Annotated in this window: 22 protein-coding genes and 3 tRNA genes; 15 read left to right on the top strand and 10 right to left on the bottom strand. The window is 65.6% G+C overall.

What is annotated here, in order from left to right:
• Nucleotides 1-44: 44 nt before the first annotated feature.
• Nucleotides 45-1,037 (top strand): 2OG-Fe(II) oxygenase, encoded by a 993-nt coding sequence (locus tag IT549_RS04295; RefSeq protein ID WP_292970205.1) that lies wholly within the window; start codon nucleotides 45-47, stop codon nucleotides 1,035-1,037.
• A gap of 13 nt (nucleotides 1,038-1,050) precedes the next feature.
• The gene (locus tag IT549_RS04290; protein ID WP_292970204.1) at nucleotides 1,051-1,677 is read left to right on the top strand and encodes a glutathione S-transferase family protein; all 627 of its coding nucleotides are present in this window, start codon (nucleotides 1,051-1,053) and stop codon (nucleotides 1,675-1,677) included.
• On the opposite strand, the gene clpB is transcribed toward IT549_RS04290, so the two are convergent.
• A complete protein-coding gene (gene clpB, locus IT549_RS04285) occupies nucleotides 1,674-4,253 on the bottom strand; it encodes an ATP-dependent chaperone ClpB (protein WP_292970203.1) in 2,580 nt (859 codons plus the stop codon). The two genes, IT549_RS04290 and clpB, sit on opposite strands and share 4 nt — an antisense overlap.
• A gap of 117 nt (nucleotides 4,254-4,370) precedes the next feature.
• On the opposite strand from clpB, the gene IT549_RS04280 reads away from it, so the two are divergent.
• Complete coding sequence (locus tag IT549_RS04280) at nucleotides 4,371-6,569, top strand: penicillin acylase family protein (RefSeq protein WP_292970202.1); 2,199 nt, start codon at nucleotides 4,371-4,373, stop codon at nucleotides 6,567-6,569.
• Between the two features lie 60 nt (nucleotides 6,570-6,629).
• Here the strand turns inward: IT549_RS04280 and IT549_RS04275 are convergent, their stop codons facing one another.
• Both IT549_RS04275 and IT549_RS04270 read right to left on the bottom strand, forming a co-directional pair.
• Nucleotides 6,630-7,760: a S8 family serine peptidase gene (locus IT549_RS04275; protein ID WP_292970201.1), complete on the bottom strand. Its 1,131-nt coding sequence runs from the start codon at nucleotides 7,758-7,760 to the stop codon at nucleotides 6,630-6,632.
• A gap of 211 nt (nucleotides 7,761-7,971) precedes the next feature.
• A complete protein-coding gene (locus IT549_RS04270; protein WP_292970200.1) occupies nucleotides 7,972-9,537 on the bottom strand; it encodes a type II and III secretion system protein in 1,566 nt (521 codons plus the stop codon).
• A gap of 174 nt (nucleotides 9,538-9,711) precedes the next feature.
• On the opposite strand from IT549_RS04270, the gene IT549_RS04265 reads away from it, so the two are divergent.
• Both IT549_RS04265 and IT549_RS04260 read left to right on the top strand, forming a co-directional pair.
• Complete coding sequence (locus tag IT549_RS04265; protein ID WP_365776158.1) at nucleotides 9,712-12,627, top strand: pitrilysin family protein; 2,916 nt, start codon at nucleotides 9,712-9,714, stop codon at nucleotides 12,625-12,627.
• A gap of 38 nt (nucleotides 12,628-12,665) precedes the next feature.
• Nucleotides 12,666-12,965 carry a hypothetical protein gene (locus IT549_RS04260; protein WP_292970199.1) on the top strand — a complete coding sequence of 100 codons (300 nt, stop codon included), beginning with the start codon at nucleotides 12,666-12,668 and terminating at the stop codon, nucleotides 12,963-12,965.
• A gap of 76 nt (nucleotides 12,966-13,041) precedes the next feature.
• Here the strand turns inward: IT549_RS04260 and gatB are convergent, their stop codons facing one another.
• On the bottom strand, nucleotides 13,042-14,532 hold the full coding sequence (gatB, locus tag IT549_RS04255; protein ID WP_292970198.1) for an Asp-tRNA(Asn)/Glu-tRNA(Gln) amidotransferase subunit GatB: 1,491 nt from the start codon (nucleotides 14,530-14,532) through the stop codon (nucleotides 13,042-13,044).
• Between the two features lie 40 nt (nucleotides 14,533-14,572).
• Entirely contained in the window at nucleotides 14,573-15,697 is a 1,125-nt protein-coding gene (locus IT549_RS04250) for an acyltransferase (protein WP_292970197.1), read from the bottom strand.
• Between the two features lie 304 nt (nucleotides 15,698-16,001).
• Here IT549_RS04250 and IT549_RS04245 point away from each other — a divergent pair.
• The 4 genes from IT549_RS04245 to IT549_RS04230 all read left to right on the top strand — a co-directional run bounded on the left by IT549_RS04245 (nucleotide 16,002) and on the right by IT549_RS04230 (nucleotide 17,807).
• Nucleotides 16,002-16,084 (top strand) — tRNA-Leu (locus IT549_RS04245).
• Nucleotides 16,084-16,156: transfer RNA gene (locus IT549_RS04240), tRNA-Asn, on the top strand. The genes IT549_RS04245 and IT549_RS04240 overlap by 1 nt, the downstream gene beginning before the upstream one ends.
• A gap of 360 nt (nucleotides 16,157-16,516) precedes the next feature.
• On the top strand, nucleotides 16,517-17,659 hold the full coding sequence (locus IT549_RS04235; RefSeq protein ID WP_292970196.1) for a slipin family protein: 1,143 nt from the start codon (nucleotides 16,517-16,519) through the stop codon (nucleotides 17,657-17,659).
• Between the two features lie 64 nt (nucleotides 17,660-17,723).
• Nucleotides 17,724-17,807, top strand: a tRNA-Tyr gene (locus IT549_RS04230).
• Between the two features lie 128 nt (nucleotides 17,808-17,935).
• On the opposite strand, the gene gatA is transcribed toward IT549_RS04230, so the two are convergent.
• From gatA to rpsU, 4 genes are all read right to left on the bottom strand, one after another.
• Nucleotides 17,936-19,423, bottom strand: coding sequence for an Asp-tRNA(Asn)/Glu-tRNA(Gln) amidotransferase subunit GatA (gene gatA, locus IT549_RS04225; protein WP_292970195.1), 1,488 nt, complete (start codon nucleotides 19,421-19,423; stop codon nucleotides 17,936-17,938).
• The gene (gatC, locus tag IT549_RS04220) at nucleotides 19,423-19,725 is read right to left on the bottom strand and encodes an Asp-tRNA(Asn)/Glu-tRNA(Gln) amidotransferase subunit GatC (protein WP_292970194.1); all 303 of its coding nucleotides are present in this window, start codon (nucleotides 19,723-19,725) and stop codon (nucleotides 19,423-19,425) included. Before gatC ends, gatA begins: the two co-directional genes overlap by 1 nt.
• 19 nt (nucleotides 19,726-19,744) lie before the next feature.
• Entirely contained in the window at nucleotides 19,745-20,311 is a 567-nt protein-coding gene (locus IT549_RS04215) for an FKBP-type peptidyl-prolyl cis-trans isomerase (protein ID WP_292970193.1), read from the bottom strand.
• A 96-nt stretch (nucleotides 20,312-20,407) separates the two neighbouring features.
• Nucleotides 20,408-20,614 carry a 30S ribosomal protein S21 gene (gene rpsU / locus IT549_RS04210; protein ID WP_088310185.1) on the bottom strand — a complete coding sequence of 69 codons (207 nt, stop codon included), beginning with the start codon at nucleotides 20,612-20,614 and terminating at the stop codon, nucleotides 20,408-20,410.
• A gap of 361 nt (nucleotides 20,615-20,975) precedes the next feature.
• On the opposite strand from rpsU, the gene crcB reads away from it, so the two are divergent.
• The 6 genes from crcB to IT549_RS04180 are packed head-to-tail and all read left to right on the top strand — an operon-like array spanning nucleotide 20,976 to nucleotide 24,693.
• Nucleotides 20,976-21,386 carry a fluoride efflux transporter CrcB gene (gene crcB, locus IT549_RS04205; RefSeq protein WP_292970192.1) on the top strand — a complete coding sequence of 137 codons (411 nt, stop codon included), beginning with the start codon at nucleotides 20,976-20,978 and terminating at the stop codon, nucleotides 21,384-21,386.
• Nucleotides 21,383-22,537: an RluA family pseudouridine synthase gene (locus IT549_RS04200; RefSeq protein ID WP_292970191.1), complete on the top strand. Its 1,155-nt coding sequence runs from the start codon at nucleotides 21,383-21,385 to the stop codon at nucleotides 22,535-22,537. Before crcB ends, IT549_RS04200 begins: the two co-directional genes overlap by 4 nt.
• Nucleotides 22,537-23,139, top strand: a complete 603-nt coding sequence (locus tag IT549_RS04195) for an FMN-binding negative transcriptional regulator (protein ID WP_292970190.1) — start codon at nucleotides 22,537-22,539, stop codon at nucleotides 23,137-23,139. The genes IT549_RS04200 and IT549_RS04195 overlap by 1 nt, the downstream gene beginning before the upstream one ends.
• Nucleotides 23,136-23,789 (top strand): HAD-IA family hydrolase, encoded by a 654-nt coding sequence (locus IT549_RS04190; protein ID WP_292970189.1) that lies wholly within the window; start codon nucleotides 23,136-23,138, stop codon nucleotides 23,787-23,789. The genes IT549_RS04195 and IT549_RS04190 overlap by 4 nt, the downstream gene beginning before the upstream one ends.
• A complete protein-coding gene (locus IT549_RS04185) occupies nucleotides 23,786-24,001 on the top strand; it encodes a hypothetical protein (RefSeq protein WP_292970188.1) in 216 nt (71 codons plus the stop codon). Before IT549_RS04190 ends, IT549_RS04185 begins: the two co-directional genes overlap by 4 nt.
• Nucleotides 23,998-24,693, top strand: coding sequence for an ATP12 family chaperone protein (locus IT549_RS04180; protein ID WP_292970187.1), 696 nt, complete (start codon nucleotides 23,998-24,000; stop codon nucleotides 24,691-24,693). The genes IT549_RS04185 and IT549_RS04180 overlap by 4 nt, the downstream gene beginning before the upstream one ends.
• Here the strand turns inward: IT549_RS04180 and IT549_RS04175 are convergent.
• Entirely contained in the window at nucleotides 24,690-25,070 is a 381-nt protein-coding gene (locus tag IT549_RS04175) for a group III truncated hemoglobin (RefSeq protein WP_292970186.1), read from the bottom strand. The two genes, IT549_RS04180 and IT549_RS04175, sit on opposite strands and share 4 nt — an antisense overlap.
• Nucleotides 25,071-25,122: the final 52 nt, after the last annotated feature.

Here is a 25,122-nt window from a genome sequence, read left to right as displayed (position 1 = left end):
AACACAGTTCCGGCCCTCTTTTTTTGTTGCTAGCATCGCAGACGATGTCTGCACCCGATCCCCTCGCTCAAGCGTCGGCCCTGCTTCAGCGCCGTGACCTCGCCGGGGCCTACCGCCTGCTGGCCGAAGCCAGCAATGCCGGACACGCACGCGCAGCGGCAGAGCTTGCCGATTGGCGAATGAGCGGTCAGCTGATCCGCCGGGACTTGGCCGCCGCGCGTGACCTTTATGGTCGCGCCGCCGACCTGGGCCTCGATGCCGCCCGCCCGGTCCAGATCGCGCTGATGGCCAGCGGTGCTGGCGGCACGTCCCCCAGGCAGTGGCAAGCCGCGCTAGGCCTGCTTCGCCAGCGCGCCACGCGCGACCAAATGGCATCACGCCAGATTGCACTGATCGATGCAATGGCGATCGACGAAGCCGGTGATCCGCTATCCTTGCCCCCGTTCGAAACCGCCAGCGCGGAACCGCTGATCCGGCGTTGCCCGCAGTTCATGACCGTCGAGGAGTGCCGCTATGTGGCGGACCTCGCATTGCCGGCAATCCAGCCTGCGGTTGTGGTCCATCCCCAGACCGGTCAATTCATCCGCGACCCGGTGCGCCAATCGGGCACGGCCTCGTTCGCGCTGGTCGAAGAGGACCCGGTCCTTCATGCGCTGAACCGCCGGATCGCCCGGGCGACCGCAACCGACTATGCGCAGGGCGAACCGATGCAGGTGCTGAGTTATCACCCTGGCGAGCACTACAAGCTGCACAGCGATGCCCTGCCAGCGGGACACAACCAGCGCACCGATACCTTTCTGGTGACACTCACCACCCAGTTCGAAGGCGGCGCGACCAGCTTTCCTAAGCTCGGGCTGGAGCTGCGCGGGGCACTCGGCGAGGCATTCCATTTCCGCAATGTCGACGCCCAGGGGCAGCCAGAGCCACTGGCCTGGCACGCCGGCAACCCTGTGACCAGCGGCCGCAAGCTGCTGCTCTCGCGCTGGATCCGGCAAGTGCCGCTTGATCTGTCGGGCCCGCCCGGCCGTCCCTTCTGACCCGGAGCCCGCAATGCAACTGATCGGCCAGTACGACAGCCCCTTCGTCCGCCGTGTCGGCATCGCCCTGACGCTTTACGGAATGCCGTTCGAACATCTGCCCTGGTCGACCTTCGGCGATTGGGAGAGGTTCGTGCACCAGAACCCGCTGCGCCGGGTGCCTACCCTGGTCCTCGGCAATGGTGAGGCACTGATCGACAGCGCGGCGATCCTCGATCACCTGGACGAAGCGCACGGCCGCGAACGCGCGTTGATCGCCGCATCCGGCCTGAATCGCCGCGCCAGCCTGCGCCGTATCGCGCTGGCCACCGGTACCGCCGACAAGGCGGTCAGCTTCTTCTATGCGCGGCTGTTCAGCCCGTCGCTCGACGCGGCCTTCATGACTCGCAGCGAAGCGCAGGTCCGCGACGGGCTTGCCGCGATCGAGGCCGAATGTGCAGTCCGCCAGGGCGAATGGTGGCACGGATCAGGACCCGGGCACGACGACATCGCCGTGGCCTGCGTTGCGCGGTTTCTGTCCGAGGCCTATGCCCATCTGGTCCGGCTGGCCGACTATCCCGCACTGGCTGCCCACTCGGCCCGGGCCGAGGCGCTGCCGGCGTTTCAGGCGGTGTGCCAGCCGTTCATTCCGCCGAGCTAGGCAACCACCATCGTCAGCGCGCCATCACCCTCGTCGATCCTGACCGTGCTGCCGTCGGGGATCTCTCCGCCCAGCAGCTTTTCGGCCAGCGGATCCTGCAGGTAACGCTGCACCGCCCGCTTCAGGGGCCGCGCGCCATAGACCGGATCATAGCCGACCCGGCCCAGCCAGCGCTTGGCGGCATCTGTCAGGTCGAGCACGATCTTGCGATCCTTGAGCAGCTTGCCCACCCGGCCGACCTGGATCTCGACGATCGGCGCCATGTGTTCCAGGCCCAGCCGGTGGAACAGGATGATCTCATCCAGCCGGTTGAGGAATTCGGGGCGGAAATGCCCGCGCACCACTTCCATCACCTGCGGCTCGACGCTTTCAACGTCTTGCCCGTCTTCCAGATTGGCAAGGTACTGACTGCCAAGATTGCTGGTCAGGATGATCAGCGTGTTGGTGAAATCGACCACGCGGCCCTGCCCGTCGGTCAGCCGGCCATCGTCGAGCACCTGCAGCAGCACATTGAATACGTCGGAGTGCGCCTTTTCGACCTCGTCGAACAGCACCACCTGATACGGTCGGCGGCGCACGGCTTCGGTCAGCACCCCGCCTTCTTCATAGCCGACATAGCCCGGAGGCGCGCCGATCAGCCGGGCGACCGAATGCTTCTCCATGAATTCCGACATGTCGATCCGGACCATCGCGGTGTCGTCGTCGAACAGGAAACCGGCCAGCGCCTTGGTCAGTTCGGTCTTGCCGACGCCGGTGGGGCCGAGGAACAGGAACGAGCCGAGCGGCCGGTTGGGGTCCTGCAGACCGGCGCGGGCGCGGCGCACGGCCTTGGACACGGCGACCACTGCATCCTGCTGGCCGATCACCCGCTGGCCGATCACCTCTTCCATCTTGAGCAGCTTCTCGCGCTCGCCCTCCATCATCTTGTCGACCGGCACGCCGGTCCAGCGGCTGACCACGGCGGCGATGTCCTCGGCGGTCACTTCCTCGCGCAGCAGCGCGTTTTCGGAAACCGTCTGCGCCTCGGCCAGCTGCTTTTCGAGCGCGGGGATCGTCCCGTATGACAGCTCGCCCGCCTTGGCGAGATCGCCGCTGCGCTGCGCCTGTTCCAGTTCGACCCGCGCCGCGTCGAGCTGCTCCTTGATCTTGCCTTCGGCTGCGATCTTGTCGCGCTCACCCTGCCAGCGCACGGTCAGCGCGGCGCTCTGTTCCTCCAGCTGGGCCAGCTCTTCGCGCAGCGCCGCGAGGCGATCCTTGGAGGCCTGGTCGGTCTCCTTGGCCAGCGCCATTTCCTCGATCTTGAGCTGGATGATCCGCCGGTCGAGCACCTCGATTTCCTCGGGCTTGCTCTCCACTTCCATCCGGATTCGGCTGGCGGCCTCGTCCATCAGGTCGATCGCCTTGTCAGGCAGGAAGCGGTCGGAAATGTAGCGGTTGGACAGCGTCGCGGCGGCGACGATCGCCTGGTCGGTGATCCGCACCCCGTGGTGCAGCTCGTAGCGGTCCTTCAACCCGCGCAGGATCGAGATCGAATCCTCGACCGTCGGCTCACCCACGAAGACCGGCTGGAACCGCCGCTGCAATGCCGGGTCCTTTTCGACGTACTTCTGGTATTCGTCGAGCGTGGTCGCGCCGATGCAGTGCAGTTCGCCGCGCGCCAGCGCAGGCTTCAGCAGGTTGCCGGCATCCATCGCGCCTTCCGATTTGCCGGCCCCGATCAGGGTGTGCATCTCGTCGATGAACAGGATGATCTCGCCCTCGGCGCCCTTGACCTCGTCGAGCACGGCCTTGAGCCGTTCCTCGAATTCGCCGCGATATTTGGCGCCCGCGATCAAGCTCCCCATGTCGAGGCTCATCAGGCGGCGGTCCTTGAGGCTGTCGGGCACGTCACCATTGGCGATGCGCAGCGCGAGGCCCTCGGCGATCGCGGTCTTGCCGACGCCCGGTTCCCCGATCAGCGCCGGGTTGTTCTTGGTCCGCCGGGCCAGGATCTGCACGGTGCGGCGGATTTCCTCGTCGCGGCCGATCACCGGATCGAGCTTGCCATCGCGCGCGGCCTGCGTCAGGTCACGGGCGTACTTCTTCATCGCCTCATAGGCATTTTCGGCGCTGGCATTGTCGGCGGTGCGTCCGCCGGTCAGCTCCTGGATCGCGCTTTCCAGCGCCTTCACATCGACCCCGGCGGCCTTGAGCGCCTGCCCGGAAGGATTGGTCGCCACCACCGCCAGCGCCTGAAGCATGCGCTGGACCGAGACATAGCTGTCGCCCGCCTTGGCGGCGAGCTGTTCGGCCTGGTCGAGCACCCGCACGGTATCGTTATCGAGCCCCGGGGTCGCCTGGGCGCCGCCGCCGGTAACCGCAGCGATTTTGGCCAGCGCCTCGTCAACCTTGGAGACGACCAGCTGCGGATTGCCACCGGCGCGCTGGATCAGCCCCGAAGCCATGCCCTCGCTGTCTTCAAGCAGCGCCTTGAGTACGTGTTCGGGCGTGATCCGCTGATGGTTCATGCGGATGGCAACGGTCTGGGCGCTTTGCAGAAAACCCTTTGCGCGGTCGGTGAATTTCTCGAGGTTCATGGGTGTATCAGCCTCCTGTTACACCTGAAGGTAGTGTTGCCAATGCGCAACACAAGGGGTGCTTGCGATTTTTCGACTCCAAAGGCTACCACAGTGCAGCGGGGAGGACGATTGATCATGCGCAAATGGGCAAAACGTGCGGGCTGGACCGCGCTGGGTGTCACGCTGACCACACTGGTCGGCCTGGCCAGCTGGGAACCGTTCCTGGCCGAGCAGCCCGGGCCGCCACCGCCCGAGCGGCACTATTCGGCCGAGATCCTGCGCGATGGATTTGGCGTACCGCATATCCACGGCAAGACCGATGCCGATACCGCCTTTGGCGTTGCCGTAGCCCATGCCGAGGATGACTTTTCGACCCTGCAGGACGTCGTCGCGATGACCCGCGGCCGGTTTGGCGCGATTGCCGGGCCGGACGGCGCGGGGGTGGACTTTGCCTACCACTGGCTGGGCGCGCGCCAGACCGCGCGGGCGCATTACGGCGAACTGCCGGGCGATGTCCGCGCGGTGCTCGATGCCTATGCCAGCGGGCTCAACCACTTTGCCCGGCAGCACCCGCGCGAAATCAAGCTGGCCCGGCTGTTCCCGGTCAACGGCGAGGATATCGCCACCGGCTTTGCGCTGCGGCTGCCGTTCTTCTTCGGGATGGACCGGGTGCTGCGCCCGCTGAGCGAGGGTGCCGAGCTACTGCCCGAACATGGTCCCCCACTCGGCCTCGCTCCGCCGATCACGCCGGGCGCAACGCACGGCGATGATTTCATCCCCAGCCACCCGATGCCGCTGCCGATGGGGGCGGATGCCAGCCAGGCCGGCTCCAACGCCTTTGCCGTGGCCCCGCAGCGCGCGGGCGATGGCACCACCCGGCTGCTGTCCAACAGCCACCAGCCCTATCGCGGCGGGGTGGCCTGGTATGAACTGGTGATCGACAGCGATCAGGGCTGGCACTTTGCCGGGGCGACCTTCCCCGGATCGCCCTATCCCTTCATGGGCCACAACGCGGACCTGGGCTGGACCAACACGGTCAACCGTCCGGACCTGATCGACCTCTACAAACTGGAAACCAGTCCCGACAAGCGCAGCTACAAGCTGGGCGGCCAGTGGCGGCCGTTCGAGCAGGCCAGGGTCTGGCTGCCGGTACGGTTTGGCCCCTTCACCCTGCCGATCCCGCGCACGGTCCTGCGTTCTGTCCACGGCCCGGCGATGCTCTATGGCCGCGGGGCGATGGCGGTGCGCTATGCCGGAATCGGCAATCTGCGCAGCGTTGAGCAGTATTACCGGATCACCAAGGCCCGCAACTTCGCCGAATGGCAGGCCGGGATGGCGATCCAGGGCGTGCCGGCTACCAATTTCATCTACGCCGACAAGACCGGTACCATCGCCTATCTCTACAACGCCGCCATGCCCGATCGTAAGCCGGGGCCGAACTGGCGCTACCCGGTCGATGGGACCCGTTCGGACCTGATCTGGCAGCGCTCGATCCCGTTTGCGAGCTATCCCAAGGTGGTCAACCCGGCCTCGGGCTATGTATTCAATTCGAACAACACCCCGCTGCTCGCCGCTGGTCCTGGCAGCGAGCTTGATCCCGGCGCGATCCCGGCGATCTGGGGGGTAGAACTGGACCTGACCAACCGGGCGCGCCGCGCCGCAAAGCTGCTGGCCGAACCCGGCCCCATCGGGCGCGACCGGCTGCTGCGGACCAAGTTCGACACCGGCTATGAGCGCGCCGGCTATGTCGCCTACATGCTCGATGGCATCGCCAGGCTCGACCTGCGCGGCGAGCCGGAATTGCGCAAGGCCCAGGCCCTGCTGGCCGGCTGGGACCTGACCGCCGACGGCAAGGGCGCGGCCGATGCGCTGGCGGTTCTGGTGCTCGAACAGGCGATGAAGAACAGCTACGGGCTTGAGCCGCTGCCCGATCCGAAGGCCGAACTGGCCAAGGCGGCGGCGCACCTCAGCAAATATTTCGGGCGGATCGACCCGCCGCTGGGCGAGCTGATCCGGATCCGCCAGGGCTCGATTGACCTGCCCATGGACGGCGGCGGCGATACCCTGCGCGCGGCGACCGACTGGACCGTCGATCCCGACGGGCGGCTGTCGGTCAAGCATGGTGACAGCTTCATCATGCTGGTCGAATGGAGCAAGGATGGCACGCTGCGTTCGCAGTCAATCCAGCCCTATGGCGCGGCCACGACCCGTCCGGCCAGCCCGCACTATGCCGACCAGGCCCCGCTGTTCGTCGCTCACCGGTTCAAGCCGGTGTGGTTCACCCGCGAGGACGCGGCCCGGCATGCCCGCAGCCGCAAGGTGGTTTCGAACTGACCAAAGCAAAAGGGCGGCCCGCCTGCGCGGACCGCCCCTTCGGTTTTGGCCATGCCGCGATCAGCGGGTGCCGATAGTATCCGCCGGAGCAGCCGGATCGCCGGTCACCGTGCCGCCGCTGGCGGGGGTGGCGCGCGCGAGCAGGATCCCTGCGAGGTGCGGGGTGGCCATCGAGGTGCCGCTGATGGTGTTGTAACCACCGCTCAGCCAGGTCGATTTGATCGACACGCCGGGCTCGGCATAGTCGATCGGCGGGTTGCCATAGTTCGAGAAGCTGGCCCAGGTGTTGCCGTTGGCAAAGGCCGAAACGGTATAGACGTTCGTGCCGTTGGCACGCGCGGGCGAATGGTTGTTGGCGTTGTCGGTTTCATTGCCGGCCGCCAGCGCGAACTTCACGCCGCCGGCAGCAGCATTGACCACCGCCGTATCAAGCGCGGTCGAAACTCCGCCGCCCAGGCTCATATTGGCGACGTCGCCCGCCTGACCGTTCTGCGCAACGTAATCGACGCCGGCGATCACGCCCGAGTTCGAACCCGAACCGCGACGATCAAGCACGCGAACCGCAACCACCCTGGCCCCCGGCGAAACGCCGATCACGCCGATGCCGTTGTCGAGCGCAGCGATGGTGCCCGCAACGTGGGTGCCGTGGCCGTTCTGGTCAGCCGGAGTGGTGGTGCCGCCCAGAAAGCTGCGGCTGCGCGCGGTATCGACGTTGAGATCAGGGTGCGTCAGATCGATCCCTGAATCGATTACCCAAGCCGTACCGAACGTGCCCGCTCCGCCGCCGTTAACACGCGCGATGCCCCACGGGGTTTCCTGCGGCGGCTGAGTACCGCCGCCACCCGGCTTGGCTTCGGCCCGGATCGGCGGCGCGGCCATTACCTGGTCCTGCTCGCAATAGGCGATGTTGGGATTGGCGGCCTGCATACGCTCAACTGCCTGAGCCGGCATGTTGGCGTTGAAGCCCTGCAACGCCGCGCGATAGACGTGCTTGACCTGGCCGCCCTGAGCCTTGACCGAGCGGTGGGCTTCGGATTCAACCTGGCCACGCGACACAGTGTTGGCCTTGAATACACAGATGTAGGAGTTGGCGATCTTTTCGCCGGCGACCTGCGCATGGGCAGGAGCGGCAAGTGCAATCATCGGCAGCCCGGCCAGTGCAAGGCCGAGCAAAGTCTTGTTCTTCAGCATCTTCCCTCCGATAGGTTATTGGACAGGCGGCGACCCGCTGCCTGTCGTACCGGCCAGACTAACGCGCAGACCCTGACTGTCGAGCCGGAGAAACCCGCAATTGTGGAAAATCGCGACGAACGGTTGTTGTCGAACCACGAATGGAACTTATTGAAATTTATATGAATTAGACCGGCGTCAGCAGCAGTATTCGTGCGCCAGCATCGCTCCGTTATGGTGCTGGTGCCGGAGTTGGCACTGCATCCGGAACGCTCGTCTGATCGAAGCGCCGATGCCGGACAATGTGCGGAGTAATCACGATATAGAGCTCGGTCTTCGAACTGCTCGATCGTTCAACCTTGAACAGGTTGCCAACCAGCGGGATGTCACCCAGTCCGGGAACCTTGCTCTTGCGCTTGATGATGTTTTCCTGGGTCAGTCCGCCGATCACGAATGTTTCGCCATCACGCACCGTGACCGAGGTCTCCGCCTCGCGCTGGCTGATGGTGGGATAGCCCTGGCTATAGCCACTGACCGATGAGACCACACCATAAAGCTGGGCGGTGACAAAGCCATCGGGTGAAACCCGCGGAGCGATCTGCAAGGTCACACCGACGTTGACATACTGGACCTGCTGCGAAACCCCGTTGACCCCCGACAGCGTAATCGCGGTGAGGATCGGCAAGGCATCCCCGGTGATGATCTTGGCGCTGGCCCCGCTTTGCGCGGAGATCCGGGGGCGCGAGAGAATTCGCCCCTCGCCCCTTTCGACCTGGGCGTAGATCGCCGCCTGCAGCACGCCTGAGGGCAGCACATCGCGTGGATCCAGATTGATGCTGCCGGGCAGGAACGCGCCGGTTTCGATCCGCCCGACCGCGATCTGGCCGTTCGAGTTGTTGAGATCGATCCCCAGGTTCTTGGCCCCGGTTTCGGTCAGTTCGACAAACTGGGTTTCCAGGATCACGCTGTCCACCGGCACGTCGATCAGCGCCACCTGCTGCTTCACATGGGCAATCCGCTCAGGCGAACCCGATACCCAGATCGCATTGAGCCGGCGATCGACCCCCAGCCCGTTGCCGAACGACTGGCCAAGCTGCTTTTGCGGTTGCTGCTGCTGCTGGGGTGGCTGCATATAGCTGTTCTGGTTGCCCGATCCCAGCGAACCAAAGCCCGGTTCGCGGCGGATAAAGACATTGTTCGGCTCGATCGTTGCCCCTTCGACCAGCAAGCCGATCACTTCGCTGACGTCGGCGTATTTCAGCGGGATCAGCTCAAAGCTTTCCCCTGGCCGCACACTCATCTGCGGACCAAGGTCACTGGCCGGGGCCACTGCCGCACCTTCGGACCCAAGCGGGCGGCTGCCGGTCGCCTCTTCCTCGCTGACCTTGCGGACCTTGACCTGAACCACGTTCTGCCCGGCGGGTTCGACCGTCACCTTGGCCGCAGCCGAGGTATCGAACCGCAGCACCAGATCGGCCCCGGCCACTTCAAAACGGGCCGAGCGGACCAGTCCCTTGCCAGCCAGGCCCTGGACCACCCGCGGGCTGCGCAGCGCATTGCGGAAGATCACCGCCGGCAGCGTGGGATTGGTGTTGAGCGGGTCAATCCGCGGCTGATCAGGGCTGAAGCGCAGCATGAAGGCCGCCTGGCCATCATCGGCGGTTACCGGCTTGATCTCTTCCAGCACGGCCGGAACCGGGGTGCCCTGTGCCGCCAGCGGCGCCGCGCCCAGCAGCAGCAGGCCAGGCGCCATCACGGCACCCAGCGCGGCCAGCAGCACAGCGCGCAGATTCGGCAAAGCGACCTCCCCAAGGCCCGACCAGGCGGGCGAAGCTGGCGACCCTAGAGCCGCGCGGGCGATTCGCAAGGGGCCTTGCCATCCGGCGATGGGACGGTTCATGCGGTTCGTCGAATTGCGCTGGGCGGAAGGCCTTAATTTGCCCACCAAGGAGCGAAATTCCGGGGAGTTTTCATGTCCATGCGCCGTTTTGTTTCCGCTTCGCTCCTGGCCCTTGCCCTCAGCGCCTGCGCTTCGGCGCCCGGTGCCGAACTGGCCAGTGCCCCGCCGCCTCCGGCCGAAGCACCCGCCCCTGCACCCAAAGCCAAGGCCCAGCCTGCTCCGCTCAGCGAACTGGTCAAGGCGGTGGATATTCCCTACGAGCAGTTCACCCTCTCCAACGGCCTGCAGGTGATCGTCCACACCGATCGCAAGGCGCCGATCGTGGGCGTGACGACCTATTACCGCGTCGGTTCGAAAAGCGAGCCCAAGGGCCGCACCGGCTTTGCCCACCTGTTCGAACACCTGATGTTCGGCGGCAGCGAAAACGTCCCCAATTTCGATATCCCGCTGGAAGGCGCCGGATCGACCTCGACCAACGGATCGACTTCGTTCGATCGCACCAACTATGTCGAAGTGGTGCCCAAGGGGGCGGTCAACCTGGCGCTGTTCATGGAAAGTGACCGGATGGGCCACCTGCTGGGCGCGGTCAGCCAGGACAAGCTCGACAAGCAGCGCGGGGTTGTCCAGAACGAGAAGCGCCAGGGCGACAATGAGCCCTACGGCCTGGTTGACTATGCGATCGGCGATGGCCTGTTCCCGGTTGGTCACCCTTATCGGCACAACACGATCGGTTCGATGGCCGATCTCAACGCCGCCAGCCTGGGCGACGTGCGCAAGTGGTTCACCGACAATTACGCCCCCAACAACGTGGTGCTGGTGCTGTCGGGTGATATCGATGTCGCCACCGCCCGGCCGATGGTCGAAAAATGGTTTGGTCACATCCCGCGCGGTCCCGAAGTGCGCAAGCTGGATGCCAGCCCGGTCACCCTGGCCGCGCCGGTGCGCCGCGAGATGAAGGACCAGGTGCCGCAGACCAGGCTCTATCGGGTCTGGTCGGGCCCCGGCATGGCCCATGCCGATGCCCCCGCGCTCGATATGGGCATGCGGGTGCTGGGCGGGCTGGCCAGCTCGCGGCTCGACAACAACCTGGTGCGCGGCAAACAGCTGGCCACCTCGGTCACCGCCTATGTCGCGCAGTATGAACAGGTCAGCGTGATCCAGGTTGAAATGAACGTGAAACCGGGGATCGATCCGAAGGTGGCCGAAGCCGCGCTGGACGAGGAGGTGGCCCGCCTGATCAAGGATGGCCCCAGCGAAGACGAACTGCGCCGCGCGGCCACCGGCGCGGTTTCCGGTCAGATCGCCAGCCTTGAACCGGTCGGCAATTTCGGCGGCAAGGGTTCAACCCTGGCCGAAGGGCTGCTCTATTCGGGCAATCCTGCGCAGTACAAGACCGATCTGGAACGGATCGCCGCGCTGACCCCGGGCGAAGTCCAGGGCGCACTGCAACGCTGGCTGTCGCGCCCGGTCTATGCGCTGACCGTCAGCCCCGGCGAACGCACCGAGCGCGGCGAGGTAATGGGCGGCTGGGGCGATGAGGCGATCAGCACGCCGCCGCGTCCCGATGCGAAGAAGCCTGCGGCGAAGCTTGCCACCGGGCCCAAGCGGGCCTTCCCGCCGGTCGATCCGGTGGGTGACCTGACCTTCCCGGCGCTGGAACGCGCCACCCTGCCAAACGGGATCCCGGTGATCCTGGCACGCCGCACCGCAGTGCCAGGCGTGCTGGTCAGCCTGAGCTTCGACGCCGGCCACGCCGCCGACCTGCAGGACAGCCCCGGCACCCAGTCGCTGATGCTGACCCTGCTCGACGAAGGCACGCAAGGGCTGGATGCCACCCAGATTGCCGAGGAACAGGAGCGGCTGGGCGCCAGCATCGGCGCCGGGGCCGGCCTTGATACCTCGAACGTGACGATGAGCGCGCTCAGCGCCAACCTCCAGCCCTCGCTTGACCTGCTGGCTGAAGTGGTGCTGCGCCCGGCCTTCCGCGACGACGACGTCACGCGCGCCCGCGACCAGCGCCTGTCGCAGATCGCCCAGGCCAATGCCAGCCCGCGCGCCTTGGCGACGCGCAACATGGGGCCAATCCTGTTCGGGCCGGGGCACCCCTATGGCCAGCTGAGCGACGGACTGGGCGATGCCCGCTCGGTCGCGGCGCTGACCCCGGCTGCCCTTCGCGCCGCACACGGCAAGTGGCTGCGCCGTGACAATGTGACCATTACCGTGGTTGGCGATGTAACCATGGAGCAGCTGAGGCCGATGCTCGAGGCCAGCTTTGGCAGCTGGCAGGCCCCGGCCACACCGCGTCCGGCCAAGGCGCTTGACGCCGCGGTGCCCACACCGCGCCCCCGGATCGTGCTGATTGACCGGCCCAATTCACCGCAATCGGTGATCGTCGCCGGGCGGGTGCTGCCGATCACTGGCCGCGACCAGGGGCTGGAAGCGCTGGGCCTGGCCAACGAAGTGCTGGGCGACGGGTTCCTTTCGCGCCTCAACATGGACCTGCGCGAGGAAAAGGGCTGGTCCTATGGCGTGCGCAGCACGGTGCGCAGCCCGATGGGGCCGCGCTCGCTGCTGGTGGTGGCCCCGGTCCAGTCCGATCGCACCGGGGATTCGATCTCCACCATCCTGGGCCATTTGCGCGCCTTCCCGCTGACCAAGGGGGTCGACAAGGTCGAGCTCGACCGGGTGACCGAAGGCAATGTGCGCGGGCTGCCCAACCAGTACGAAACCAACGGCCAGGTGCTGGGGGCCATCCAGTCCAACCAGCTGCTGGGTCTGCCCGACAATTACCAGACCACCCTGCCCGGCCGCTATCGCGCGGTCGATGCCAAGGCGATCAATGCCATGGCCGGCAAGTACCTGGGCGCCGATGGCCTGGTCTTCGTGGTGGTGGGCGACCGCAAGCAGGTCGAGCCGCAGCTCCGCAAGCTCGGCCTGCCGATCGAAATCGCGCCAGCGGTTGACTCCGCGCCCGATAGCAGCAAGTGATGCCGTTACTTACCCCACTGTAAGCGAGGAGAGTTCGAATGTCTGTTGCCGGCACCTATGAATGCGTGACCAAGACCCCGATGGGCGACCAGAAGAGCGAAGTGACCATCAACGTCGATGGCGACACTTTCACCGGTTCGAACGTCGGCGCGATGGGTTCGATGGAACTCGAAAACGGCAAGGTCGATGGTAACAAGCTGACCTGGTCGATGAAGATGACCGTCCCGATGCCGATGACCCTCGAAGGCGAAGCCACTGTCGATGGCGACACCCTGACCGGTTCGGTCAAGGCTGGCGCATTCGGCACCTTCCCGATGAACGGCACCCGCAAGGGCTGATTTCGCCGCAAGGCTGAAACACAAAGGGCGCCGGAATTCTGCTCCGGCGCCCTTTCGTTTGTCCAGCCGAGTAGGACTAACCCAGCCGCTCGCGCAGCACCTGGTTGACCAGCTGCGGATTGCCCTTGCCCTGCATGGCCTTCATCGTCTGGCCGACGAAGAAGCCGAACAGGTTTTCCTTGCCGCCCTTGTATTCGGCAACCTTGTCGGCATTGGCGGCCAGAATGGCATCGACCGCAGCCTCGATCGCGCCGGTATCGCTGGTCTGCTTGTTGGCCTCGATCTCGGCCGCCAGGTCGATGTCGCTGGTCAGGTGCGCCTCGAAGATTTCCTTGGCCTTGCTGCCCGAAATCAGCCCGCTTTCGGTCGCCACCACGATCATGGTGTTGGCTTCTAGCGAGTTCTTGGGATGATCCGCGCTGAGCGAATGCGCCCCCAGGATGCCCGGGCGTTCCGACAGCAGCCAGTTGGCGACCCGCTTGGCCAGATCGCCCTCACCCTTGCCGGCGGCTGCGGCGACCGAGGCCAGCAGCGCTTCGAACTGGCGCGCCACCTCGACATCGGCGGTCAGCACATTGGCGTTATAGGCCGACAGGCCCAGCCCGGTTTCATAGCGGTGGCGCTTGGCATCGGGCAGTTCCGGCAGGCTGGCGCGGCATTCGTCAAGGAAGGCATCGTCCAGTTCCAGCGGCAGCAGGTCCGGATCGGGGAAATAGCGGTAATCGTGCGCATCTTCCTTGCTGCGCATCGACCGCGTTTCGTTGCGATCGGGATCGTAGAGCCGGGTTTCCTGCACCACCGTGCCGCCGTCCTCGATCAGATCGACCTGACGGCGGGCCTCGCTTTCGACCACGGCCATCACGAAGCGAACCGAATTGACGTTCTTGGTTTCGGTGCGGGTGCCAAACGGTTCACCCGGACGGCGGACCGAGACGTTGACGTCGGCGCGCATCGAACCCTGATCCATGTTGCCATCGCACGATCCGACATAGCGCAGGATCTGGCGCAGCTTGGCGATATAGGCCCCGGCTTCAGCCGGGCTGCGCATGTCGGGCCGGCTGACGATTTCCATCAGCGCCACGCCCGAGCGGTTGAGATCGACATAGGACATGGTCGGGTGCTGATCGTGCATCAGCTTGCCGGCGTCCTGCTCAACGTGGATGCGTTCGATCCCGATCGTCTTGGTGCTGCCTTCGGGGTCCTTGTCGTCAAGCACCACCTCGATCTCGCCCTCGCCCACGATCGGATGGTAAAGCTGGCTGATCTGGTAGCCCTGCGGCAGATCGGCGTAGAAGTAGTTCTTGCGATCGAAGCGCGACCACTTGTTGATCTGGGCATTGAGCGCCATCCCGGTGCGGACAGCCTGGCGAATGCATTCACGGTTGGGCACCGGCAGCATCCCCGGCATGGCCGCATCGACCAGACTGACCTGCGAATTCGGCTCGGCCCCGAAAGCGGTGGCGGCGCCCGAAAACAGCTTGCTCTGCGAAGTGACCTGCGCGTGGACTTCAAGGCCGATCACGACCTCCCATTCGCCCGTGGCGCCGTGGATGCGATAGTTGCTCATGGATCTGCCGATAGTGCCCTCAAAGAGATCTGAAAAGGGCCTAAAGCCGCTCTGCCAGCCGCCGTGACCATTGCCGCGCCGGCTCTTCGATCCAGCGCCAGGTCAGCCCGGCCACGCCCGCGCAGGCCAGGATCATCGCCAGCTGAACCGCCAGCGCGGGCAGCAGTGGCAGATCGATCGCCTTGATCGGGGTCTCACCCTGCCAGGTATAGCTGGCCAGTGGCAGCCCCAGATGACGCGAGGCCAGCAGGAACAGGTCAGCGATCCGGGCCATTACCATCACGTGAACCATGTAGAGGCTGTACGAAACGGTCCCCAGCCACAGCGGCCAGCGCAGCAGCATCAGGCGCGAAAGCCAGCCAGCCTGATGCGCGAAGACAAAGGCCGCCAAGGCAGAAGGCACCACCACCAGACCGGCAGTCTCAAAGCGTTCGGCGTTCCAGACGAACAGCAACAGCAAGCCCAGCGCCAGTGGCTCAAGCAAGCCGGGGGCTGGCAGGCTTTGCCCGGCGCGGCGTTGGTACAGCAGCCAGCACAGCATCCCGGCTGCGAACCCGGCCATACCGCGCTGCACCGCATTGGTCAGGATCAGCATATCGACCCCAGCCAGTTGCAGCACCAGCGCCCCCAGGCCCAGCGCAATGAACACCGTCAGCCCCAGTCGTCCGGCATGAAAAGCCGTTGCGGCCAAGGCATAGAGCAGCAGCTCGACTGCGATACTCCAACTAACACCATTGTAATAATTGCGCTTTTCCGGGATGTACGCATCGAGGAGCAGCACGGCCCGCAGCAAGTGCTCACCCGAATGAACCCCGGTGAAGGGCGCGCGAAGGTTGAGGCCGCCCGATCCGAACGCCCAGGCGGCAAGCTCCAGCGCCAGAAAGGCCGCAACCATCACCAGATGTAGTGGCAGAACCCGCCCCAGCCGCAGCACCGCAAACCGCGCCCGGGAAAATCCGTTCGCCAGCCGCTCGCCATAGCTCTCGGCGATGACGAAGCCCGAGATGACAAAGAACAGATCGACGAAGAGCCCGCCCGCACTGGCCAGCGGGATCGTGGCCAGCCCGTTGCTAGCCGGCATGTGGTGCAGCAACACCCCCAGCGCGGCCAGACCGCGCAGCGAATCGAGCGCGGCAAAGCGGTGCGCAGGCGCTGCCGGGCTCATCCAGCGTCCTTCACAAGCATTGTTCGAGAAAAAAGTCTGCGCTGCAAAGTAATCGGCCCGGCACTTTCAAAACGGCAGAATTGCGCCACTTAGTCCGCCCCAGATCGCCATCAAGTCAAGCCGTTCATACACATAAAGATGTCTTTAAGTTGCATTTTTTTGTTGCGCGATCCGAATCACGCTCCTAACGGCCCGCTCCCCCGGCCAAGGGCGGGGCGCATATCAACGGTTTGGGGTTCCGGATCCCCGCCCGCATCGGCTGGCTCTGCCAGGGCGATGTACGGATGGCGCTTCGTGTGGTCAGGCGTGTGTAGCCTAACGGTAAGGCAATCGGTTTAGGTCCGATGACGCAAGTCATTGCGGGTTCGACTCCCGTCATACGCACCATTGGATAGCTCAGTTGGTTAGAGCACTGGACTGTTAATCCAGGTGTCGAAGGTTCGATTCCTTCTCCACTCGGTCATTACACGACCAGCAGCTTGAAACGCTGTTCCAGACCCGGTTCGGGGACCGGCTTGCCGACAGGAGGGCAAAAGACCGGCACGGAACGCCTGCGGGCGAACCGGGCCGGGACCGCGCCTTCCCAGAAGCCACTGCCAATGGCCAGGCTGCGGGCAAAGGCCGCGCTGCGCCGGGATCGACCGGGATCGCTTTCAAGCGGCCCCAGGTCCGCCCCGCGCGCTGCAAGGCCCGCTTGCCCGCCGCCCGCCGGCGATAGTGCCGCCGGTCCCCGGATCTTCGGCCCGGGAATCGAAGCAACACGATGAAACAGAAAGGAAATGGCGTGTCTTAGCGCGATTTTGAATGGTGAATGAGATGATGAAGCGTTTGATTGATCTTGTGATGGGGCGCACCCGCGTGCTCATCGATGAAGGCGAGCGGGCGGTCTGGCTCTACCAGGGTCAGGTCCAGGGCATCCTCGGTCCCGGCGAACAGGTGCTGAAGAACCGCGACGGTTCGGCAGTGCTTGAGCGCCAGAAGCTGGGCCAGATGCTGTTCCTGTCCAACTATGAACAGGCGGTGCTCGACAAGCTGCCCGAGGACGTTGCGCGGCACCTGACCGTGTACCGGACCGGCGAGAACGAGATTGCAGTCATCGAACGCGATGGGCTCATCAACACCGTTCTCGCGCCGGACAGCAAGCTGGTGCTGTGGACCGATGCCGGGCCGTGGAAGGCGCAACTGGTTGATACCGGCACCGGCCTGCGGGTCGAACCCCGGCTGCTCCAGCGGCTGCTCAACGCGGGCAGGCTGCAGCAGGTCAGCCTGGTCGAGGTTGACGAGGGCAAGATGGCCCTGGTCAGCATCGATGGCCAGCTGGCCGAACAGCTGGGCGCGGGCGTCTATGGCTACTGGAAGGCCGGGCGGAAGGTCGGGGTCAAGCTGATCGACCTGACCCGCCAGTCGCTGGACGTGACCGGGCAGGAAGTCCTGACCCGTGACCGTGTGACCCTGCGGATCAACCTGGCGGCGGAATACCGCGTGGTCGATCCGGTCCTGGCAACCGGCAGCGTGAAGGATTTCAGCGACGCGCTGTACCGCGCGCTGCAGTACGCCTTCCGCAAGACGCTGGGTGCCAAGACGCTTGACCAGATCCTTGAAAACAAGGTGACGGTTGACGCCGAGGCGGCCGAAAAGGTCCGCAGCGATATGGCCGCGATCGGGATCGAGGTCAGCGAAATCGCCCTCAAGGACGTGATCCTGCCGGGCGATATGCGCGAGATCCTGAACCAGGTGGTCGCAGCGCAGAAGGAGGCGGAGGCCAATGTCATCCGCCGGCGTGAAGAAACGAACGCCACCCGCTCGCTGCTCAACACTGCCAAGGTCATGGCTGAAAACCCGGTCATGCTGCGGCTGAAGGAACTGGAGGCGCTGGAAAGCATCGCCAGCAAGGTCGACAAGCTGACCGTGATGAACGGCACCAGCGGCCTGATGAACGACCTGGTGAAGCTGGCCGATTGAGGCCGGCGTTCACCGGGACGCTCGCGGGGCGCGGTCGGAAACGATCGCGCCCCGTTTCATTTCCGGGAAAGCTGGGCACGAGTGAGCCTGCCGCGCTGTAAACGCGGTGCTTCGGCTGTGGAGGTGCGAATTCCTCCCCTCCCCACCAGTGCGCGTATAGTCCAATCGCCAAAGACGATGGTCTTTGAAGCGGTGCGATGGGAGTTCGAGCTGGAGCTTCGAAGCTGCAGAGACCACCGGCCAGGCCGGTAATCCCTCCACGCGCACCAAACTACCTCACCACCACCGCTCAGGCTTCGCGCTGAACTGCGCACGGCTCTCGATCGCGAGGCCCGCATTGAGCACGCCTTGCTCATCGAACGCCTTGCCGATGATCTGCAGCCCCAGCGGCAGCCCTTCGCGGTTGAGCCCGGCGGGCACCGACATGGCCGGCAGGCCCGCCAGCGAGGCGGGGACGGCGAAGACGTCGTTGAGGTACATCGACAGCGGATCATCGGTCTTTTCGCCGAGGCCAAAGGCGGCAGTCGGCGCGGTCGGCGCCAGGATCACGTCGCAGCGGGTGAAGGCGTTCTTGAAGTCCTGGCTGATCAGCGTGCGGACCTTCTGCGCCTGGGTATAGTAGGCGTCATAGAACCCGGCGCTGAGCACATAGGTGCCGATCAGGATCCGGCGCTTGACCTCTGCCCCGAACCCGGCGGCGCGGGTGGCGGCGTACATGTCCTGCAGGCCGGCCCCATCGGGCAGGTCGCGCAGGCCGAAACGCACCCCGTCATACCGGGCAAGGTTCGATGAGGCTTCGGCCGGAGCGATGATGTAATAGGCCGGCAACGCATACTTGGTGTGCGGCAGGCTGACCTCGACGATCTCGGCCCCGGCGTCCCGCAGCCATTCGATCCCGCGATCCCAGCTGGCCGCGACATCGGCGTCCATCCCGTCCATCCGGTATTCAACCGGAACGCCAACCTTCTTGCCCTTGAGATCGCCCGAAAGGCCCGCTTCCCATTCGGGAACCGGCAGGTCGAGGCTGGTTGCATCCTTGGGATCGAACCCGGCCATCGCTTCCAGCATGATCGCGCAGTCACGCACGTCGCGGGCCATCGGCCCGGCCTGATCGAGGCTGCTGGCGAAGGCGACGATGCCCCAGCGGCTGCAACGGCCATAGGTCGGCTTGATCCCGGAAATGCCGGTGAAAGCGGCGGGCTGGCGGATCGAACCGCCGGTGTCGGTGCCGGTCGCCGCCGGGGCGAGCCGTGCGGAAACCGCCACCGAACTGCCGCCCGAGCTGCCGCCCGGAGCCATCGCCGCATTGCCGCCATCGTTCCGCCGCCAGGGCGAAATGACATTGCCGAAATACGAGGTCTCGTTCGACGAGCCCATCGCGAACTGGTCAAGGTTGAGCTTGCCCAGCATGCCCGCACCGGCGTTCCACAGGTTCTGCGAAACGGTCGATTCGTATTCGGGCTTGAACCCTTCAAGGATGTGGCTGGCCGCAGTGGTCTGCACGCCCTTGGTGGCGAACAGGTCCTTCATGCCGATCGGCACGCCGCCCATCTTGCCCAGCGGCTGCCCCGCCGCGCGGCGCGCATCGGTGGCCCTGGCGGCTTCGATCGCGGCGTCAGGCGTGGCAACGATGAAAGCATTGAGCGCAGCCTGCGCGGCGGCAACATTGGCGTTGAACGCCTCGGCCACTTCAACCGCGGTGAAGTCACCCTTGGCCACGCCGTCGCGGATTGCCGCGACGCCCAGTTCGGTAAGATCGGTCATTATTCGATCACCTTGGGCACGCCGAAGAACCCGTCCTGCCGCGCCGGGGCATTGGCAAGCACGGCGTCGCGCTTGCCCCCGGCGGTCAGCGGATCGGCATCGATCACGTCGTCGCGCAGCCGCAGGTGATTTTCGATCACCGCGGTCATCGGTTCGACCCCGGTCACATCGACTTCACCCAGCTGCTCCACCCAGGCGAGGATTCCGTTTAGTTCGGGAACCATCGCCTCGAGCTCGGCCTCGCCCACCTTGATGCGGGCCAGCGCGGCGATCTTGGCCACGGTGGCGGTATCAACCGACATGTTCGCGTCTATCCTGTGCTTACTTGGTCTTCGGCGACGACTTGGGGGCATCCTTGCCCGGCGCTTCGGCGCCTTCGCCGCCCTGGGCCTGCTGCATCTGCTGCATCTGCTGGAGCTGCATCATCTGCTCAAACTGCTGGCGCGGCATGACCTGCAGGATCTCGATATCGAAAACCAGATCGCTGTTGGCCGGAATCACCACTTCGCCGGTCTGCGGATTGCTCTTTTCCTCAGGGCCATAGGCCTTGGCGGCGGGGATGGTCAGCTTGTACTTGCCGCCCTGCTTCATCTTCAGCAGGCCTTCGGTGAAGCCCGGAATCATGCCGGTAACCGGCAGCGGGGTCTGCTGGCCTTCATCGAAGGTCTTACCGCTCAGCAGCTTGCCGGTGTAATTGATCACCACCACGTCGGCTTCGGTCACGGCCTTGCCGCTGCCGGCCTTGACGGTTTCCAGATCAACGCCCTTGGGCAACGAGGCCCAGGCCAGGCCCGCAGCGGCCAGCGCCACGGCCAGCACCCCCAGCCACAACTTGGTCAAGGCGCCCTTGGCGATGGGCTGCAGCGGTACGCGGGTCACTTCGGTCATGCGGATTCCTGTCTGACAGATATGCAAAAGGGCGCGGAATTGTTCCGCGCCCTCATGGCCCAACACGGCCCGCCATTCAAGCGGGCGTGGAGCAACTTACTTGACGCCGTCGCGTTCCATCCGCTTGCGCTCCATCTTGCGGGCGCGGCGGACAGCGGCAGCCTTTTCACGGGCGCGCTTTTCGCTGGGCTTTTCGTAGTGACGACGCAGCTTCATCTCGCGATACACGCCTTCACGCTGCAGCTTCTTCTTGAGCGCGCGCAGAGCCTGCTCGACATTGTTGTCGCGGACGAGAATTTGCATAAATTAAGCCACCTCACAAACAATGGAAGAGAGCCCCGCTTTGTCCCTCGCGGGGGTGCATCCAATTGATTCGATAAACACGAAATTGGCCGAATCCCTTGAAGGATCGGCTCGAACCGGCGGGCGGCTAGCACCATGCGGCACGCTTGGCAAGCCCGGCCCGGCCAAAATCATGGCCTGACGGCCACAGTTTCGTTTCCGCGGTTAGCACCGGATCGGACCAATCTGCATGAAGCGGCCAGTCGAAACCGGATTAGAACGCAGTCGGCGGCACCGGTCGCAACCCCGCGCGAACTTCCCCCTCGGTGCCGCCGCCCTTCTGGCCTTGCTGCGATCCGGCGAGTAACCTAAGGCCGCAGCTGTGACCGCGCCGCCATCCTTCCTTGCCGCATCGCTCTATGTCGCCCTGGGCGGCGGGGTGGGCGCGTGGTTGCGCTATCTGACCGGCCTGGCCTGGACCCGCGCGATCGGCCCGGTCGCGGCCAGCGCCTTTCCCTGGGCGACGCTGAGCGTCAATGTGCTGGGCAGCCTGGCGATGGGCCTGCTGGCCGGCTGGCTGGCCCGCCACGGTGCGCACGGCGAAGGCTGGCGGCTGCTGCTGGGGGTTGGCGTGCTGGGCGGGTTCACCACCTTTTCGGCTTTCAGCCTGGAACTGGCGCTGCTGGTTGAGCGCGGCAGCCTGGCCACGGCCTTTGCCTATGCCGCCCTGTCGCTGGCAGCCGGACTGGGCGGCCTGTTTGCGGGGCTGGCCATGATGCGGGTAGCAGGATGAGTACGGAAGTTCGCCAGTTCACCGTTGGCGCCGATGACGACGGCGTGCGGCTTGACCGCTGGTTCAAGCGCCACTTGCCGCAGGTCGGCTTTGCCACGGTCAGCCGCTGGGCGCGCACCGGGCAGATCCGGATCGATGGCAAGCGCGCCGATCCGGCCGATCGGCTCAGCGCCGGGCAGGTGCTGCGCGTGCCCCCCGGCGGCGATACGCCCGAACGCAAGCCCCGGACGCGCAAGCCGCTGACCGAGGAACAGCTGGCGCTGGCGGATTCGATGGTGCTGACTCAGGACCGCGCCGCGATCGTGCTCAACAAGCCGCCCGGCCTTGCCACGCAGGGCGGCAGCGGCACTTTCTCGCATGTCGATGGCCTGCTTGATGCCTATGCCATGGATGGTCCCCGCCCCCGGCTGGTCCACCGGCTCGACAAGGATACCTCGGGCGTTCTGCTGATCGCCCGCACCCCGGGCAGCGCCGCTTTCTTCTCGCGCCATTTTTCGGGGCGTTCGGCGCGCAAGGTCTATTGGGCGCTGGTCACCGGCGTGCCCGAGATCGCCGATGGCCTGATCGACCTGCCGCTGGCCAAGCAGCCGGGCAGCGGCGGCGAAAAGATGATGGTCGACAAGTCGGGCGAAGGGCAGAAGGCGCGCAGCCGCTACCGGGTGATCGACCGCGCCGGCAACCGCGCCGCCTGGGTTGAACTGCAACCGCTGACCGGTCGCACCCACCAGCTGCGCGTGCACATGGCGGCAATTGGCCACCCGATTGTCGGCGATGGCAAATATGGCGGGCCGGAAGCTTTCCTGTCCGGCTCGATCAGCCGCAAGATGCACCTCCACGCCCGGCGGCTGATCATCGACCATCCCGACGGCGACCAGATCGACGTAACCGCGCCGCTGCCTGAACACTTTGCCGCCAGCCTGGCCCAGCTGGGCTTTGACGAGGCCGATGGCGACAATGCCCCGGTCTATATTGCCCCGCCCGAGAAGGAGCAGCGCAAGGCCGCGGCCAAGGCCCATGCCAAGCAGTACCGCAAGGAACGGCGCGGCGAACGCCGCAGCCGCGGTGCCGGCCCCGCCTCCGCCCCGGGAAAGCCGCCAAAGAAGCGCGGGCCAACCAAGGGTAAAGGCTCACCCAAGCCAGGAAAGAAATGATGCATCCCAGCCCGATCTATCGCCACCAGGACCGCGCACTGCTGGAAATGCTGGTCGATGAAGTGGGCTTTGGCATGCTGTTCGCGCAGACCCCCGATGGCCCGCGCGTGGCCCATGTGCCGTTCCTGTGGACCGGCGATGGCGCGCTGCAATTCCACCTGGCGCGCGGCAATGCCCTGACCAAGCACCTCGACGGCGCAACCGCGCTGGCGGTGATTAACGGCCCTGATGGCTATATCAGCCCGCGCTGGTACGCCGACCAGACCCAGGTCCCGACCTGGAACTATGTCGCGGTCGAACTGGAAGGCCGGGTGCGGCGGATGGACAGCGATGGGCTGCTGGGACAGATCACCGCATTGTCTGACAAACACGAGGCGCAGGTCAGCGAAGGCAAGCCCTGGACCATGGACAAGCTGCCCGAGGAAAAGCTGCGGGCGATGCTATCGGCAATCGTCGGCTTCGAACTGGAAGTGCAGGGCTGGCGTGAAACGATCAAGCTCAGCCAGAACAAGAGCCTGGATGAGCGCGAGCGGCTGGCCGCCGGGCTGGAAGCCGAAGGTTCACCCGCCATCGCCCAGCTGATGCGCACCCTGGCGCCGTGACCCGGCGGCTGGCCCTGTTCGATTGCGATGGCACGCTGGTTGATGGCCAGGCCGGCGTGGTCAACGCGATGGAAGCGAGCTTTACCGAACTGGGCCTGCCCGCGCCCGACCGCCATCAGGTGCGCCGGATCGTGGGGCTGAGCCTGCCGCAGGCAATCCGTCTGCTGGCGCCCGATACCAATGAGGCGATCCGCGCCGAGCTTGATGCGGCCTATCGCCGGATCTTCCGCGCCGCGCGCGAATCCGGGCAACTGGTTGAGCCACTTTACGACGGGATTGCCGAACTGGTCGGTGACCTCGCAGCCGAAAGCTGGGTGCTGGGCGTCGCCACCGGCAAGAGCCAGCGCGGGCTGGAACATTGCCTGGCCACCCACGGCCTGACCGCACACTTCGCCACGCTGCAAACCGCCGATCACCACCCGTCCAAGCCGCATCCCTCGATGGTCGAAACGGCGCTGACGGAAACCGGGGTTGAGGCGCGGCACTGCACCATGATCGGCGATACCCAATTCGACATGGCCATGGCGGTCAACGCCGGAGTGCGGGCGATCGGGGTGGACTGGGGCTATCACACGGTCGAGGAATTGCTTGAAGCCGGGGCAGAAGCGGTCGCCACCAGCCCCGCTCATCTGAAGGAACTGTTGCAATGAACGCACAAGAGAGCGACGCCCGGCTGCGCTTTTTCATCCTTTCCGCCGTGCGCCTGGCCAGCGTCGCGCTGATCGCGGTGGGCATGGCGATCGTCGCCGGAAAACTGCCGATCCCGAAGCCGGCCGGGGTGGTCTTCATGGTCTTCGGCCTGCTCGAACTGCTGCTGCTGCCACCGTTCCTGGCCCGCAAGTGGAAATCGCCGCAGCCATGAAGCGGTTCTGGACAGCGGTTGCAATTGCCGAAGCGGACGGCGCCTTTCAGGTCACGCTCGATGGGCGCGCGGTCAAGACCCAGGGCAAGCGCGCCCAGCTGGTTCCCAGTCGCCCACTGGCAGAGGCCCTGGCGGCCGAGTGGGCGGCGCAGGGCGAAGAAGTCGATCCCGCGCGCTTCGTGCTGCGCGATCTGGCGGATCTGGCGATCGATGTCATTGCGCCCGATCGCGGCGCCGCGATCGCCGCCCTGCTGCGCTACGCCGAAACCGATACGCTGTGCTATCGCGCCGATCCGGAAGATGCGCTCCACCAGCGCCAGGCCGAACTGTGGGACCCGCTGCTGGCCGCTGCCGAAGCGCGCTGGGATGTCCATTTCGAACGCGTCGCGGGCGTGATCCACCGCGCCCAGCCCGCCGCGACGCTTGACCGGCTGCAGGCGGTGCTGGCCGCTGAAAGCGATTTCGCCCTCGCCGCGCTGACCACGCTGACCGCGCTGGCGGCATCGCTGGTGGTGGGGCTGGCCGCGTTGCAGCCGGACGCCGATGCCGCCGCGCTGTGGCAAGCGGCCGAGCTTGAGGAAGCCTGGCAGGCCGAACTGTGGGGCAAGGACCACGAGGCCGAGGACCGCCGCGCCCGCCGCTTCGCCGCCTTCAGCGCCGCGCTCGATTTCGCGCGGCTGGCGCGGGGTTAGGCCGACAGCCCGGCACCGCGCCGATAGGTGAGCGCCAGTTGCAGGCTTTCGGCGATCCGGCCGGCCTTGGCCTGCAGCTCGGCGGCCGCTTGCGGCTGCAACATGGCCTCGGTCACTTCGGCCCACAGCCCCAGCCAGCGCTCGAACATCGCGGGGGTCAGGGTCTCGGCATGCTTGAGGTGCGCCGGGACCGGCTGGCCCTTGTAACGCCCGCTTGAAAGCATGACCGAGGACCAGAAGGCCGACAGCTTGTCGAGATGCTCTGGCCAGTCGGCAATTGCCCGGTTGAAGATCGGCCCCAGCGCCGCATCAGCGCGGACCCGGGCATAGAAGGCATCGACCAGCTGGCTCAGTCCGTTCTCGTCAAGGGTCAGCATCGGCGCGACTCGCTTTAATCATTCATTTGCGGCGCATCTATACGCCCGTCAC

It is taken from the genome of Novosphingobium sp. (genome assembly GCF_020852455.1).
Taxonomy (GTDB): Bacteria; Pseudomonadota; Alphaproteobacteria; order Sphingomonadales; family Sphingomonadaceae; genus Novosphingobium.
The sequence above is the reverse complement of the archived record's forward strand: the minus strand, read 5'-3'. Positions and strand labels throughout refer to the sequence as shown.